This is a genomic window from Mycolicibacterium lacusdiani (assembly GCF_021916785.1).
GTDB lineage: Bacteria > Actinomycetota > Actinomycetes > Mycobacteriales > Mycobacteriaceae > Mycobacterium > Mycobacterium lacusdiani.
Genome location: NZ_JAKCFC010000002.1, coordinates 541,284 through 555,413, shown reverse-complemented (window position 1 = coordinate 555,413; position 14,130 = coordinate 541,284). Strand labels below are relative to the sequence as shown.

The window sequence follows — 14,130 nt, the reverse complement described above, 5'->3', positions numbered from 1 at the left end:
CTTGGGGTGACGGCTGATTTCGTTTCCGGACGGTTCTAGACCACCAGTGGCATGGCGGGGCGGCAGCGTGCGATCGCGACGTGCAGCAGCGCGTCGTGCACGGACATCGCGGAGAGAACGTGTGATGCGCCCTGCCAACCACAGCTACACGAGCCCTGCGAACGGATCCGTCCCCTGCGGACGACCGCCATGCCTCCGGCGCCGGGCACCTCGGCATTGCGGTGACATCCGCCAGGCCGGAGAGCGCGTGCACCGAGGCGGCCGATCTCCTGCAGATTGAAGTCCAGGAGGGGGCTGGGACGGCCGACCGCCGCCACGTTCAACATGGTTGCCAAAGCTAGCAGAGGTGTCCCATGTTTGGGAGATATGGGTCACATCGGACGTCCCGGAACGAGCCGATCACAGGGATGTCAGCAAAGGTCGTGCCTTTCGCCATGCCATCAGGGGCCGGTCGGGCTACCCGATCATTCCCGTGCAGGTCAACGCGCCTTGCCCCGTGCAGGGCCCATGTCAACGTCGCTACATCGATCACAGCTATACGCACCGTCCAGCGCAGACCGGCCTGAGCACCATGATCCATCCGCTACGCGAATTGCAAGCAAATCTAGATAGTTAGCTAGCCCTCGGCACTACCGACGGCGGATCCCCGTTGGCACCGCGCGTCGGTAGCGTGCCGTGTCGTGCCGCGCTCGATGAAACTCGCCGCCAGTTCGCCGCATGACATTCGCCAGATCCGTGCCGCGTTCGACGACCCGGACTACTGGCGGGCGCGCCTGGCCTTCGTCGAGGGCGGCTCTCCCACGCTCGACACCCACGAGACCGACGGCGCGGGAACCACCACCATGCAGATGACCATGCGCTTCGGCGGAGATCAACTGCCGGGGCCGCTGCAGCGGCTGCGCCTCGGCTCGCTACACGTCGTTCAGCACGAACGGTGGTTCGCGATCGACGGCACCAAGGTCTGCGGCGAGATCACCATTCATGCGCCTCGAACGCCTCTCTCCGGCCAGGGTTCGGTGACCATGCGACCGGTCGGAACCGGAACGGCACTGGCGGGCACCGCGGAGGTCGACGTGAACGTGCCGATCATCGGTGGGAAGATCGCAGCCTTCGTCGCCGGACTGCTCGCCGACGGGATCGTCGACATCGTCCGCGTTACCGACACCTGGCTCGACGCCCAGTCCTGAGCAGCTCCCTGTGTCAGGACGGCTGACTAGCCTGGCGTCATGGCTCTCTCCAAGGACGAACGCGAAGCCTTCCTGGCGGAACCGCAGCACGTCGGTGCGCTGTCCGTGTCCGCCGGTACCGACCGCGGACCACTGACGGTGCCCATCTGGTACCACTACACCCCGGGCGGCGAGCTGTGGGTGCTGACGGGCTCGGGATCTCGCAAGCATCGGCTGATCGAAGCGGCCGGCCAGTTCTCGCTCATGATCGACCGGGTCGAGCCGACCACCCGCTACGTCGCGGTCGACGGGCCCGTCAGCCGGATAGAACCCGGTACCGATGCACAGCTCGAAGAGGTCACGCGCCGCTACCTGAGCGGCGACGCGGCCGACCGCTACCTCGAGTTCGCCCGGGAGAACCTCGGCGAGCACGTCGCGATCTTCATGACGCCGCAGCACTGGCTGTCGGCCGACATGGGCTCCTTCTGACGTCGAAGTCGGCAGGCCTGCGACGCGTCCCGTCTCACGATGTGGACGCGCGCAATCCGCATGACCTCCGAACCCGGCGCCAAGGTAGCAAGCACGAAGCCCCCGACTGCGCGAGATAGCTGACGGCACCGAGGTCGCCGTGCTGGCGACGATCGTGCCACCTCAGGCGGACCGTTGATCAAGATCAACTGCTGAGGTCGGCTAACACGTTCACTCGACGGCCGATTAGCCATGTTCAGGCGACGTGCCGATCAAGCCTTGGACCAGCAACTTTACGTATCCGTAATCTGACAACACCTGTCAAATGTCGGTCAGGACCACTTCGATCAATCTCGTTCCAACCGCAACTTACCGATGGGTAAGTTCTGCCTGCCGGGGGAACCGGATCGACCGAACGAAGGGATTCCGAACCGATATGTCCATGCAGATGGCCTTGAGGCCGTACGTCACCGCAGGCATCGCACTCGTCGGCGCCAGCGTCATCGCGGTGGCTCCGATCGCCCCGCACCCGGACGTGCAGCTGCCCGCCGTCCAGCTCAGTGCCGCGATCGACAACCCCATCGAGGTCTTCACGCCGGTGGTCAATGCCGCGGGCGCCTGGCTGACCAACACCATTCGCAGCGAGATCGCCAACCCCTTCCCGATCCTGCATCAGATCGTGACGAACCAGATCACGACCGCGGGCCAGTTGCTGCAAGCCGTCAATGCCGGTGGCGCCGCACTGGGCGACCTGGCTGCCGGACTTCCCGCGACGCTGCAGACCGCATTCGCGAAGCTCGCGGTCGGGGACGTCAACGGCGCAATAGACAGCGTGATCGCCAGTGGTCTGAACCCGATCGTCAACCTGATCACGGGCGTGTGGACGCCCCTGCAGGAGGTGCTGCAGCGGCCGTTCGCGGTCGGGCAGGCGTTGGTACCTGCGCTCTTCAACGCCGGCCTGAGCCTTGCGTTGGCCGCGGTCGCGTCGACAGTCGGGATCGGGTTCGACACCGGCCTGAAGCCGCTGGTGCAGCAGATCGTCTCGAGCACCCAGTCGGTGTTGAACGCCGTTACGACGCTCAATCCCATCAACGTGCTCAACGCCATCCAGCACGGGTTCGCGGACGTGGCACTCAACGTGTTCGCTCAACTCGACAGCTTCACCACGGGCACGCTGCCGTTCATCCGCGACTCGATCATCGCAGCACTGCAGGCGACGCCCGCTGCCGCGCTGACGGCGACCGTCGCGACGACGCCCGACACCACGGCGGCCATCGCGGACACCGCCGAAATGACTAAGGCAGCAATCACTTCCGGCAGTTCCGAATCGACCGGGGAGGCGTCCCCGTCCGATCCGCCACCCACCGATGGGACGCCGTCGACACCGGCGGCGGCTTCCTCCGCAGACGAGGAAGCCACCGGCACCGTCCCGACCGACGTCGAGACGACCGACGAGACGGAGGAGACCGCCACCGGCACCGCCGATACGAAAATCGACCCAGGCGAGGAGGATTCGCTGACTCGCGACAGCGTCAAGGCGGAGCCTGGCAAGGTCGGCACCGAGCCTGCAGGCGGCGCGTCAGGCGGATCCAATCCCACCGGCGAAGGATCGGCGGGGGCCGCCACCGGCGCGTCCGGCGGCACACAAACCGCGGGTGACTCCACATCGGACGGTGCCTCGGACGGCGACTCGGACAGCGGCTCGGGCGACGGGGCGAGCAGCGGCAACGACGACTGACGCCACCGGTACGCGAAAAGCCCCGAATCCGTGATGGATTCGGGGCTCTTCGCGTGTTCGGACTAGCTGGTCAGTGACGCCGGCGGAGTGAACCGCTCGCCGTACTTCTCGGCGAGTTCCTTCGCCCGGGCGACGAAGGCAGCCTTGCCGACGCCTCCCGCACCCTCGTAGCCGACGATGAACTGCGCCGACCCACCGGTGTAGGGCGGGAAACCGATGCCCATGATCGAGCCGATGTTCGCGTCGGCGGTCGAGGTCAGCACACCCTCGTCGATGCACTTCTGCGTCTCGATCGCCTCGGCGAAGAGCATCCGATCGATCATGTCCTGCAACGGGATCGACGTGGATCCGGAGTTGAAGGTCTCCTTCAACCCCTCCCACAGCCCGGTGCGCTTGCCGTCTGCGTAGGCGTAGAAGCCAGCGCCCTTCAGACGTGACGGACGACCGATTTCGATCATCTTCTCGACGACGGCCTCGGCCGGGTGCGGCTCGTACGTGCCACCGGCATCCTCGACGCCCTTGCGGGTCGCGACCGCGATCTTGTGCATGAGTTCGAGGTTGAGTTCGTCCGACAGCTGCAGCGGCGGCGCCGGGTAACCGGCCTGCGATCCCGCCTGCTCGATGCTGGCCGGGGCAACGCCCTCGCCGAGCATCGCCAGCGCCTCGTTGACGAACGTCCCGATGACGCGCGACGTGAAGAACCCGCGGCTGTCGTTGACCACGATCGGCGTCTTGCCGATGGCCAGCGTGTAGTCGAACACGCGGGCCAGCGCCTCGTCGGAGGTCTTCTCTCCCTTGATGATCTCCACCAGCGGCATCTTGTCGACCGGCGAGAAGAAGTGGATGCCGATGAAGTCGTCCTGACGCTTGACGCCGGTCGCCAGGCTGGTGATCGGCAGCGTCGAGGTGTTCGACCCCAGCAGCGCGTTGGGCTCGACGATGTCCTCGATCTCCTGGAACACCTGGTGCTTCAGCTCGACCGACTCGAACACCGCCTCGATGACGAAGTCGACGCCCTTGAAGTCGGCGGGATCGGCCGTCGGAGTGATCCGGGCCAGCAGCGCGTCGGAGCGCTCCTGCGTGGTCCGGCCACGCTCGAGCGCCTTGGCCTCGATCTTCTCCGAGTAGTTCTTGCCCTTCTCGGCGGCCTCGATGCTGACGTCCTTGAGCACCACGTCGAAGCCTGCCTTGGCCGACACGTAGGCGATGCCAGCGCCCATCATGCCCGCGCCCAGTACGCCGATCTTGGTGATCGGCGTCTTGCCGATGCCGTCGGGACGCGAACCGCCCGAGTTGATGTACTGCAGGTCCAGGAAGAACGCCTGGATCATGTTCTTCGCCACCTGGCCGGTGACGAGCTGCGTGAAGTAGCGGCTCTCGATCCGGCTGGCGGTGTCGAAGTCGACCTGCGCACCCTCGACGGCCGCGTCGAGGATGGCGCGCGGCGCGGGCATCGGCGCACCCTTGAGCTGCTTCTTCAGCAGCGCCGGGAACGACGGCAGGATCCCCGCGAGTGCGGGGTGGCTCGGGGTGCCGCCGGGCATCTTGTAGCCCTTGGCGTCCCACGGCTGGGTGTGAGCCTCGGGGTTGGCCTTGATCCACGCCTTGGCGGCCGGGACGAGTTCCTCCACCGAGCCGACGAGTTCGTCGACCAGACCGGTCTCCTTGGCCTTGCCGGGCTTGAACCGCGTGCCCTGGCTCAGGATCTCCATGAAGGCCTTCTGGATGCCGAACATGCGCACGGTGCGCGTCACGCCGCCGCCGCCGGGCAGCAGGCCCAGGGTGACCTCGGGCAGGCCGATCTGGCTGCCCTTGACGTCCGCGGCGATGCGGTGGTGACATGCCAGCGCGATCTCCAGACCGCCACCGAGCGCGGCACCGTTGATCGCGGCGACGACGGGCTTGCCGAGGGTCTCGAGCGCACGCAGGTCGCGCTTGACCGCCTCGACCATCGCGAATGCCTCACCGGCGTTCTCGGGCCCGAGGTTGATCATTCCCTTGAGGTCGCCACCGGCGAAGAAGGTCTTCTTCGCGCTGGTGATCACCACGCCGGTGATCGAATCCTTCTCCGCAGCAAGCCGTTCGACGGCGTTGTGCATGGACTCCTGGTAGTGCTCGTTCATCACGTTGGCCGACCCGGTCGGGTCGTCGAGCGTCAGGGTAACGATGCCGTCGGCATCTTGGTCCCACTGAATCGTGTTCTCTGCCATGATTTCTGGTCCCCTGTTCTCAGACTCGCTCGATGATGGTGGCCACGCCCATGCCGCCGCCGATGCACAGCGTGATGAGCGCACGGCGGGCGCCGCGACGCTCCAGCTCGTCGACCATGGTTCCGGTGATCATGGCGCCGGTCGCACCAAGGGGGTGGCCCATCGCGATGGCGCCGCCGTTGACGTTGAGCTTCTCGTCGGGGATGTTCAGATCCTTCTGGAACTTCAGCACCACCGAGGCGAAGGCCTCGTTCAGCTCGAACAGGTCGATGTCGTCGACCGTCAGGCCCGCGCGGTCGAGCACCTTCTTGGTGGCCGGCGTGGGGCCGGTCAGCATGATGACGGGGTCGGCGCCGCTGGTCGCGGTGGCGACGATGCGGGCCCGCGGGGTGAGACCCTGGGACTGTCCGGCCTTCTCGCTGCCGACGAGCACCAGCGCGGCGCCATCGACGATGCCGGAGCTGTTGCCGCCGGTGTGGACGTGGTTGATCCGCTCGACGTAGTGGTACTTCTGCAGCGCCACGTCGTCGAAGCCGCCCATCGCGCCAATGCCGTCGAACGCGGTCTTCAGCTTGCCGAGGCTTTCGACCGTCGACCCGGGCCGCATGTGCTCGTCGTGGTCGAGGACGACGAGGCCGTTCTGGTCCTTCACGGGGATGACGGACTTCGCGAAGTAGCCGCCCGACCATGCTGCGGCAGCCTTCTCCTGGGAGCGCGCGGCGTAGGCGTCCACGTCTTCGCGGGTGAAGCCCTCGATCGTGGCGATCAGGTCGGCGCCGATGCCCTGGGGCACGAAGCCGATGCGGTAGTTGGTTTCGGGGTCGGTGGCCCAGGCGCCGCCGTCGGAGCCCATGGGCACGCGGCTCATCGACTCGACGCCACCGGCGAGCACCAGGTCGTCCCAGCCGGAGCGCACCTTCTGCGCGGCGGTGTTGACGGCCTCGAGGCCGGATGCGCAGAAGCGGTTGAGCTGGAAGCCGCCGGTGGTCTCGGGCAGCTTGGCCACGAGCGCGGCGGTGCGGGCGATGTCGCCGCCCTGGTCGCCGACCGGCGAGACGACGCCGAGGATCAGATCGCTGATCAGGTTCTCGTCGAGGTCGGGGTGGCGGGTACGCAGTTCGTCGATCAGGCCTACGACGAGGTTGACGGGCTTGATCTCGTGCAGCGAACCGTTGCGCTGCTTGCCGCGCGGGGTACGGATCGCCTCGTAGATGAAGGCTTCTTCGGACATGTCTGACTCTCCAGGTCCATATTGGGTTCGGGGTCGAGAGGGTTCACCGCAGCCGGGAGCCCACGTGGAGGGTAGTCCTCGCAGGCCGAGCCTAGCAGCCTCGCCCAACCCGTTGGTTGGGAGTATGGGCACGTCGGAGTGCCTGCGCCCCTCGACGCCGAGCAGACACCAACTCGCACGCAATCCCTGGGGATGGTGCGAGTTGGCGTCTGCTGGCGGTGGAACGTCAGACGGTCTGGACGACCTCGTCGAGCGTCGGGTAGTCGACGTAGCCCGCGGGACCGGGCGCATAGAACGTCGCGACGTCGGGTTCATTCAGCTCGGCGCCGAGCAGCAGCCGGTCGATCAGGTCCGGGTTGGCCAGGAAGGCGCGGCCCACCGCGGCAGCGCTGATCGCGCCCCACCCGGCCAGGGACTCCATCTGGCAGAAGTCGGTGTCGACCTCGCGTCCGGTGTTGAGCACCAGCGCACCTGCCCACAGCGCCCGCAGCGCGCCGAAGGTCGGGGTGCTCGGGTCGATCAGCAGGTGCAGGTAGGCGATCTCGAGCGGGGCGATCCGCTCCACCAGCGCTTCATAGGTGGACACGGTGTCGACCTCGCGCACGTCACCCGCGCCGCCGCCCGGCGACAGCCGCAGCCCTACGCGGCCGGGGCCGATCTCGGCGGCCACGGCCTCGATCACCTCGGCGGTGAAGCGGGCCCGGTTCTCCGGTGAACCGCCGTAGGCGTCGGTGCGCTGGTTCACGACGTCCGAGGCGAACTCGTGCAGCAGGTAGCCGTTGGCGCCGTGGATCTCGACCCCGTCCATGCCCGCGTCGACCGCGCGGCGCGCGGCGCGCCGGAACTGGTCGACGATCGTCGCGATCTCGTCGACCTCGAGAGCCCGCGGCACCGGCAGCGGCTGCTTGCCGGACGGCGTGTGGGCCGACATGTCGGCGGCAATGGCCGACGGGCCCACCGTCTCGACGCCGCTGATCTCGGGGTGACCCATCCGGCCGACGTGCCACAGCTGCATGAACATCCGGCCGCCCGCCTGGTGCACGGCGGCGGCGATCTCGGCCCACTTGGCCTGGTGATCGTCGGTGTAGTTGCCCGGCGTGTTGACGTACGCGCCGTTGGACTCGCGCGAGATGGCCGTGGCCTCGGAGATGATCAGGCCGGCTGCGGCGCGCTGCGCGTAGTACCGGGCGGCGAGGTCCGACGGGGTGCCGTCGGCGTGGGCACGCGATCTGGTCAACGGCGCCATGAAGATTCGGTTCTCCGCGGTGGTGTCGCCGATGCGGACGGGCTTGAGCAGGGCCGCGTCGGCCGCGAGCGTGAACGTCATGACTCCCCTCAGCGTCGGGGCGGCTCGATTCATTCCCCCGGCCGCTGTCACTACCCTCGACGGACATGACGGTCGAACGGCTCAAGCCCTACGCGGTGACGATCTTCGCGGAGATGTCGGCGCTGGCCGCGCGGATCGGCGCGGTCAACCTCGGGCAGGGATTCCCCGACGAGGACGGGCCAGCCGCGATGCTCAAGACGGCCCAGGACGCGATCGGCGATGGCGTCAACCAGTACCCGCCGGGCCTGGGCATCGCGCCGCTACGCGAGGCCATCGCCGCCCAGCGCCAGCGCCTCTACGGGGTGACGTACGACCCCGACACCGAGGTGCTCGTCACGGTCGGCGCGACCGAGGCCATCGCGGCCTCGGTGCTCGGCCTGATCGAACCCGGCTCGGAGGTGATCCTCATCGAGCCCTTCTACGACTCCTACTCCCCCGTGCTGGCGATGGCCGGCTGCCACCGCGTCACGGTCCCGATGGCGACCGACGGCCCCGGCTTCGTCATCGACGTCGACGCGCTGCGCGCCGCGGTGACGCCGAGGACGAGGGCCCTGATCGTCAACTCGCCGCACAACCCGACCGGGATGGTCGCCGGTGACGACGAGCTGCGGGCCATCGCCGAGATCGCGGTCGCCAACGACCTGCTGGTCATCAGCGACGAGGTGTACGAGACGCTGACGTTCGACGGCCATGGGCACATCCCGCTGGCGTCCTACCCCGGCATGGCCGAACGCACCGTGACGATTTCGAGTGCGGCGAAGATGTTCAACGTCACCGGCTGGAAGATCGGATGGGCCTGCGCCCCAGCCAATTTGATCGCGGGCATCCGTGCCGCCAAGCAGTACCTGAGCTACGTCGGCGGCGCGCCGTTCCAACCGGCCGTCGCCAAGGCGCTCGACGACGAGGACGGCTGGGTCGCCGACCTGCGCACGTCGTTCCAAGGCAGACGGGACCGGCTCGCCGCGGCGCTCACCGACATCGGCTTCGGCGTGCACGCGAATCACGGCACGTACTTCCTGTGCGCGGACCCCCGCCCGCTCGGCTACACCGACAGCGCCACGTTCTGCGCGGAGCTGCCCGAACGCGCCGGTGTCGCCGCGATCCCGATGTCGGCGTTCTGCGATCCACGCGCTCCCCACCTCGGGGACTGGAATCACTTGGTGCGCTTCGCCTTCTGCAAGCGCGACGACACGATGGACGAGGCGATCCGGCGCCTCGGCGTGCTCAAGGCCTAGCTACTCGTCGTAGTCGTCGTCGCACGACACCGTCACGTAGACCGTCGATCCGGCGGGCACCCCCGACTGACCGTTGGCATCGGAGCCGGACAGTCCGCTGACCTGCGTTGCGATGCACTCCGCTAGGGGCGCCTCGGTGTCGCCTTGGACGTGGACGTCGTAGCCGCGGGCCTGCAGGCTGCTGACCGCGTCGGCGGCGGACTGTCCGCCGAGCGGTGCGGCGAGTGCGGGTGCGGCGATGCCGATGGCGCCGGCGAAGACGGAACCTGCGATGGCGACGGATGCGAGAAGTGATTTCATGACCCCTACGATCGCCGGCAATGCGGTCGCGTGCCTCGCCGCTGGCACCCAACCCTGCCTACCGGCTAGCCACCATCGGCCAGTGCGGCTGCGACCTCCCACAGGCGTCGCGGATCGTCGTCGGTGCCCATCAGCGGGCTGAGCACGAGGTCGGTGGCGCCCGCATCCCGGTAGCGCAGCAGCTGTTTCACCGCGGCCGCCGCAGAGCCCACCGCCGCTAGATCTGCGACCGAGTCGATGCCCTCGCGAGCGATGACCTTCTGATAGGACGGGATCGTGGTGTAGAAGCCGAGGGTCTCGGCGGCCGCGGCGCGGCCCGCATCGGCATCGTCGGTCACGACCACCGGGACCGCGGCGATGATGCGCGGCGACGGCCTGCCCGCGTCCGCCGCAGCCTGCCCGATCGTGGGTGCGATGAACTCGCTGATGGTGCGCGGCCCGGCGAGGTACGGCAGTGTGCCGTCGGCGAGTTCACCGGTCACGCGAAGGGCCTTGGGCCCCATGGCCGCAACGTACACCGGGATCGGCGTGCCGCCGGGAAGCGCGACGGGCCACTCCGGTGCCGCGGTGAACTCGCTACCGTGGAAGTTGACCTCGCCGGTCTCGTTGATCGATCGGAGTACCTGCAGGTGTTCGCGCAGGCGTTGCACGGTGTTGGGCGCGGCGATGCCGAAGGCCGCTTCCTCCACCCGGTGCGCGCCGAGGCCTAGCCCGAGGCTGAAGTTTCCGTGCGACGCCGCCTGCGCGGTCTGGGCCTGGGAGGCGATCACCAGGGGGTGCCGCGGGTTGACCGGCACCACGAAGGTCCCGACGCCGAGCCCGGGCACCGCGGCGCCCAGGAGACCGGCGAGGGAGATCGCGTCGTGGTCGAATTGCTGAGCGATCCACACCTGACGGACGCCCAATGCGTGGGCCTCGCGGGCCTGGTCGAGGAAGTCGTCGACGGCGTTGCTGGCCGTCTTGCTCCGATGCAGCACTACTCCGGTTGCCATGTCCGGCACAACCGAGTGCATGCCCGCGGGCATTCCCTTTCGCTCGACACGAGCGGATCACGGGTCAGCCGTGGTTGCGCGTGACGCGGCACCGCAGCCTGTCGACGGCCACATCGAGAACCAGCTTCCTGGCCCGCTTGATCAGGAACTCCGGGACGGGAGCGGCGAGGTCGATGATCAGGTCGAACCGGACCCGGGTCTGATCCCCGAGGCGGGTCAGGTTGTACTCGCCGTGCTGACCGCGCTGCTGGAACGTCTCGACGGCATCCCAGACGACCCAGTCGTCGCCCCAGTGGTATTCGAGCACTTCGTTGTCGGTGATGCCCATGATCTTCAGCGTGGCCCTGACGTGGTGCGGCCTACCGTCGGGGTGCCGGTCGAGCACCTCGACGCTGCGGTGCAGCGTCGACCATTGCGGCACCTCGTCGATGTCGGCGATCGCGTCGAGGATCGCCTCCGGCGAGGCGTCGAAGAGTTCTTCCCGCGACGCCCTCACGGCCACACCTGCGAATATATGCCTGGCCAGTGCTTGGTCGGTCGGGATTCGGTCACCCGACCGAGGCCGTCACCGGCCCTTCTTCTCCAGCACCCTCTTGCGCAGGCCCTTGGTCGCGGTGTCCATCAAGGCGTTCGCGCCCTTCCTGACGAGGAAGCCGGGCAGCGGCACCATCGGATCGACGGTCAGCTCGAAGCGCACCTTGGTGGAGTCGCCGTCCGGGGTCAGCGTGTACCGACCATCCTGTGCGCGTTGTTGTTTCGACTCGTCGAGAGTCCACCCGACGCCGTCGTCGTAGACCGTGTAGGACAGCACCTGCTCGTCGCTGACGCCGACGATCTTGACGACCTGTCGGGACTTGCTCGGCCTACCCTCGGCGTCGCGCTCGAGGACCTCGATCCTCTGGTGCGCCGACGACCACTCCGGGAGCGATTCGAGGTCGGTCAACACTCCCATGATCTCGTCGGGTGTCGCTTCGATCGTGATGTCGCGGGATTCGGTTACGGCCATGTAGGGACGATAGCCAGCGAACGTCGCGGCGAAACCAAGATCAGCCCTTGCCCTTCTTGACCTTCATGACCTGTTTGCGCAAACCATCGGTCGCGGCTTCCAGTCCGCCCTTCATCGCCCGCTTCAGCACGAAGCCGGGGATCGGCACCGACGGGTCGACGGTGATCTCGAACCTGACCTTCGTCTTGGCGCCGTCCGGGGTCAGCGTGTAGCTGGCGTCCTGGGTCTTGAGCTGGCTGGAGCTGACCAGCTTCCAGCTCGCGCTGGTGTCGGTCCACGAGTACTGGACGACCTGCTCGTCGGAGATGCCCATGGTCTTGAGCTTGAGTTTCACCTTGCCGGGCCTGCCGTTGGGGTCCTCCTCGAGGATCTCGGCCCCCTGATGCTGTGACGACCAGTCCGGCGCCGACTTCACGTCGGCGATCACGTCCATGATCTCCTCGGGCGTTGCTTCGATGACCACTTCGCGTGAGTCGCTGACTGCCATGCGGTGACAGTAACCACCCGTCGTTCGTCGGCGGGCGCTTTCGTCAGCGTGCTGCGCCGTTCACCTCGGAGTGGAAGCATCGACGCGTGGCCACAGACAAGCCGAACGAAGCGCAGACCATCGCCTACCCCGCGCCCGGCGCCCGCCCGCAACGTCGAGAGGAGGCCGCGCTGGCTCCGCACGTCATCGTCCTGTTCGGGGCGACGGGCGACCTGGCCAAGCGCAAGCTGCTGCCTGGCATGGCGTATCTTGTCGAATCGTCGTTGGCGCCGAAGATCCGCGTGGTCGGCACGTCGCTCGAGGACCTGACCGACGAAGAGTTCCGTGCGCTGACCAAGGAGGCGGTGGAGGCGTTCGGCACCCATCCGCTGACCGACGAGCAGTGGGCCGGCTTCGCCAACCGCATCACCTACGTGCCACAGGGCGCCGGCCCCGAGGCGCTGGCCTCGGCGGTCAAGGCCGCGGAGAACGAGCTCGGCGCGGAAGCGCAACGCCTGCACTACCTTTCGGTACCACCCAAGGCTGCACGCGCAGTGATCACGATGCTCCGCGACGCCGACCTGGTGGACCGCTCGCGGGTCGTGATGGAGAAGCCGTTCGGCACCGACCTGGACAGTGCCATCGAACTCAACGAGTTCGTCCACCAGACGTTCCGGGAGCGGCAGATCTTTCGGATCGACCACTTCCTGGGCAAGGAGGCCGCCCAGAACATCCTGGCGTTCCGCTTCGCCAACGGCCTGTTCGAGCCGATCTGGAATCGCAACTTCATCGATCACATCCAGATCGACATCCCCGAGAAGCTGGGGCTCGACCAGCGCGCGAACTTCTACGAGAGCACCGGCGCCTTCAAGGACATGGTCGTCACGCACCTGTTCCAGGTGATGGCGTTCGTCGTGATGGAACCGCCGACCGCGCTGGAGCCGCGGGCGATCAGCGAGGAGAAGAACAAGGTCTTCCGATCGATGCTGCCGATCGACACCTCGCATGTGGTGCGCGGGCAGTACGCGGGCTACCGCACCGAGGACGGTGTGGCACGCGACTCCGAGACCGAGACGTTCATCGCGCTCGAGGTGGGCATCGACAATTGGCGCTGGGCGGGTGTGCCGATCTATCTGCGCACCGGCAAGAAGATGGCCGAGGGGCAGCGGATCATCTCGATCGCGTTCAAGGAGGCGCCGCGGACGATGTTCCCGGCGGGCTCGGGGGTCGGATCGCAGGGTCCGGACCACCTGACGTTCGACCTCGCCGACAACTCGAAGGTGTCGCTGTCGTTCTACGGCAAGCGACCGGGGCCGGGAATGAAGCTGGAGAAGCTGTCGATGCAGTTCTCGACGCAGGAGACGGAGTACGAGGACGACGTGCTCGAGGCGTACGAGCGGCTGATCCTCGACGCCATGCGCGGCGACCACACCTTGTTCACCACCGCCGAGGGCATCGAATCCCTCTGGGATCGGTCGATGCCGCTGCTGCAGGATCCGCCGCCGGTGAAGCTCTACCAGCCGGGTACCTGGGGGCCCAACGCCATCCACCAGCTGATCGCGCCGAACGCGTGGCGGCTGCCGTTCGAACGGGCATGGCGCGAGAAGAAGTAGGGCGGGATTACGCTGTCTCACATGACCAATGCCGTTGACCCGACCGTCCCGCCGAGCGGTACGGGATGCGCAGAGTGCGACGCCGACGGCGGGTGGTGGGTGCATCTGCGCCGCTGCGCGGCGTGCGGTCACGTCGGGTGCTGCGACGACTCGCTGGCCCGCCACGCCGCTGCGCACTGGCGTTCCACCGGTCACCCGATCATCCAGTCGTTCGAGCCCGGCGAGGACTGGTTCTGGGACTACTCCAAGGATGCGTACTACGAGGGCCCGGAACTCGCCGCCCCCGACAGCCACCCGGCGGCACAGACGGTGCCGGGGCCCCGCGACCGAGTGCCTGCCGACTGGATGACCGAGCTGAACGACCGCACCGACTGACGC

15 protein-coding genes are annotated in these 14,130 nt (G+C 67.5%); 6 read left to right on the top strand and 9 right to left on the bottom strand.

What is annotated here, in order from left to right; genetic code table 11:
- Window positions 1-35 precede the first annotated feature (35 nt).
- Window positions 36-326 carry a hypothetical protein gene (locus tag LOK44_RS07675; RefSeq protein ID WP_237569391.1) on the bottom strand — a complete coding sequence of 97 codons (291 nt, stop codon included), beginning with the start codon at window positions 324-326 and terminating at the stop codon, window positions 36-38.
- A gap of 354 nt (window positions 327-680) precedes the next feature.
- Here LOK44_RS07675 and LOK44_RS07670 point away from each other — a divergent pair, with 354 nt between their 5' ends.
- The 3 genes from LOK44_RS07670 (at window position 681) to LOK44_RS07660 (ending at window position 3,372) form a co-directional block, all read left to right on the top strand.
- Window positions 681-1,187, top strand: coding sequence for a DUF2505 domain-containing protein (locus LOK44_RS07670; RefSeq protein ID WP_237569390.1), 507 nt, complete (start codon window positions 681-683; stop codon window positions 1,185-1,187).
- A 39-nt stretch (window positions 1,188-1,226) separates the two neighbouring features.
- The gene (locus LOK44_RS07665) at window positions 1,227-1,655 is read left to right on the top strand and encodes a pyridoxamine 5'-phosphate oxidase family protein (protein WP_237569389.1); all 429 of its coding nucleotides are present in this window, start codon (window positions 1,227-1,229) and stop codon (window positions 1,653-1,655) included.
- Between the two features lie 421 nt (window positions 1,656-2,076).
- Window positions 2,077-3,372, top strand: a complete 1,296-nt coding sequence (locus LOK44_RS07660) for a hypothetical protein (RefSeq protein WP_237569388.1) — start codon at window positions 2,077-2,079, stop codon at window positions 3,370-3,372.
- Window positions 3,373-3,434: 62 nt separating this feature from the next.
- Here the strand turns inward: LOK44_RS07660 and LOK44_RS07655 are convergent, their stop codons facing one another.
- From LOK44_RS07655 to LOK44_RS07645, 3 genes are all read right to left on the bottom strand, one after another.
- Window positions 3,435-5,582, bottom strand: a complete 2,148-nt coding sequence (locus LOK44_RS07655; RefSeq protein WP_237569387.1) for a 3-hydroxyacyl-CoA dehydrogenase NAD-binding domain-containing protein — start codon at window positions 5,580-5,582, stop codon at window positions 3,435-3,437.
- A 19-nt stretch (window positions 5,583-5,601) separates the two neighbouring features.
- Window positions 5,602-6,813 carry an acetyl-CoA C-acetyltransferase gene (locus LOK44_RS07650; RefSeq protein ID WP_237569386.1) on the bottom strand — a complete coding sequence of 404 codons (1,212 nt, stop codon included), beginning with the start codon at window positions 6,811-6,813 and terminating at the stop codon, window positions 5,602-5,604.
- Window positions 6,814-7,039: 226 nt separating this feature from the next.
- Window positions 7,040-8,140, bottom strand: a complete 1,101-nt coding sequence (locus LOK44_RS07645; protein WP_237569385.1) for an alkene reductase — start codon at window positions 8,138-8,140, stop codon at window positions 7,040-7,042.
- Between the two features lie 65 nt (window positions 8,141-8,205).
- On the opposite strand from LOK44_RS07645, the gene LOK44_RS07640 reads away from it, so the two are divergent.
- Window positions 8,206-9,375, top strand: coding sequence for a pyridoxal phosphate-dependent aminotransferase (locus LOK44_RS07640; protein WP_237569384.1), 1,170 nt, complete (start codon window positions 8,206-8,208; stop codon window positions 9,373-9,375).
- Here the strand turns inward: LOK44_RS07640 and LOK44_RS07635 are convergent, their stop codons facing one another.
- From LOK44_RS07635 to LOK44_RS07615, 5 genes are all read right to left on the bottom strand, one after another.
- On the bottom strand, window positions 9,376-9,675 hold the full coding sequence (locus tag LOK44_RS07635; RefSeq protein WP_237569383.1) for a hypothetical protein: 300 nt from the start codon (window positions 9,673-9,675) through the stop codon (window positions 9,376-9,378). It lies immediately after the preceding gene.
- A gap of 65 nt (window positions 9,676-9,740) precedes the next feature.
- Window positions 9,741-10,667: a TIGR03564 family F420-dependent LLM class oxidoreductase gene (locus LOK44_RS07630; RefSeq protein ID WP_237569382.1), complete on the bottom strand. Its 927-nt coding sequence runs from the start codon at window positions 10,665-10,667 to the stop codon at window positions 9,741-9,743.
- Window positions 10,668-10,731: 64 nt separating this feature from the next.
- Window positions 10,732-11,169, bottom strand: coding sequence for an SRPBCC family protein (locus LOK44_RS07625; protein WP_237569381.1), 438 nt, complete (start codon window positions 11,167-11,169; stop codon window positions 10,732-10,734).
- 63 nt (window positions 11,170-11,232) lie between these two features.
- The gene (locus LOK44_RS07620; protein WP_237569380.1) at window positions 11,233-11,673 is read right to left on the bottom strand and encodes an SRPBCC family protein; all 441 of its coding nucleotides are present in this window, start codon (window positions 11,671-11,673) and stop codon (window positions 11,233-11,235) included.
- A gap of 40 nt (window positions 11,674-11,713) precedes the next feature.
- Window positions 11,714-12,160, bottom strand: coding sequence for an SRPBCC family protein (locus LOK44_RS07615; RefSeq protein ID WP_237569379.1), 447 nt, complete (start codon window positions 12,158-12,160; stop codon window positions 11,714-11,716).
- An 86-nt stretch (window positions 12,161-12,246) separates the two neighbouring features.
- On the opposite strand from LOK44_RS07615, the gene zwf reads away from it, so the two are divergent.
- A complete protein-coding gene (gene zwf / locus LOK44_RS07610; protein ID WP_237569378.1) occupies window positions 12,247-13,752 on the top strand; it encodes a glucose-6-phosphate dehydrogenase in 1,506 nt (501 codons plus the stop codon).
- A 21-nt stretch (window positions 13,753-13,773) separates the two neighbouring features.
- The gene (locus tag LOK44_RS07605; RefSeq protein WP_237569377.1) at window positions 13,774-14,127 is read left to right on the top strand and encodes a UBP-type zinc finger domain-containing protein; all 354 of its coding nucleotides are present in this window, start codon (window positions 13,774-13,776) and stop codon (window positions 14,125-14,127) included.
- Window positions 14,128-14,130: the final 3 nt, after the last annotated feature.

Bases quoted from the DNA above. Each gene is read 5' to 3' on its own strand.
- LOK44_RS07675 (WP_237569391.1), bottom strand. From the start codon at position 326: ATGTTGAACGTGGCGGCGGTCGGCCGTCCCAGCCCCCTCCTGGACTTC.
- LOK44_RS07665 (WP_237569389.1), top strand. From the start codon at position 1,227: ATGGCTCTCTCCAAGGACGAACGCGAAGCCTTCCTGGCGGAACCGCAG.
- LOK44_RS07660 (WP_237569388.1), top strand. From the start codon at position 2,077: ATGCAGATGGCCTTGAGGCCGTACGTCACCGCAGGCATCGCACTCGTC.
- LOK44_RS07655 (WP_237569387.1), bottom strand. From the start codon at position 5,582: ATGGCAGAGAACACGATTCAGTGGGACCAAGATGCCGACGGCATCGTT.
- LOK44_RS07650 (WP_237569386.1), bottom strand. From the start codon at position 6,813: ATGTCCGAAGAAGCCTTCATCTACGAGGCGATCCGTACCCCGCGCGGC.
- LOK44_RS07645 (WP_237569385.1), bottom strand. From the start codon at position 8,140: ATGACGTTCACGCTCGCGGCCGACGCGGCCCTGCTCAAGCCCGTCCGC.
- LOK44_RS07640 (WP_237569384.1), top strand. From the start codon at position 8,206: ATGACGGTCGAACGGCTCAAGCCCTACGCGGTGACGATCTTCGCGGAG.
- LOK44_RS07635 (WP_237569383.1), bottom strand. From the start codon at position 9,675: ATGAAATCACTTCTCGCATCCGTCGCCATCGCAGGTTCCGTCTTCGCC.
- LOK44_RS07630 (WP_237569382.1), bottom strand. From the start codon at position 10,667: ATGGCAACCGGAGTAGTGCTGCATCGGAGCAAGACGGCCAGCAACGCC.
- LOK44_RS07620 (WP_237569380.1), bottom strand. From the start codon at position 11,673: ATGGCCGTAACCGAATCCCGCGACATCACGATCGAAGCGACACCCGAC.
- LOK44_RS07615 (WP_237569379.1), bottom strand. From the start codon at position 12,160: ATGGCAGTCAGCGACTCACGCGAAGTGGTCATCGAAGCAACGCCCGAG.
- LOK44_RS07605 (WP_237569377.1), top strand. From the start codon at position 13,774: ATGACCAATGCCGTTGACCCGACCGTCCCGCCGAGCGGTACGGGATGC.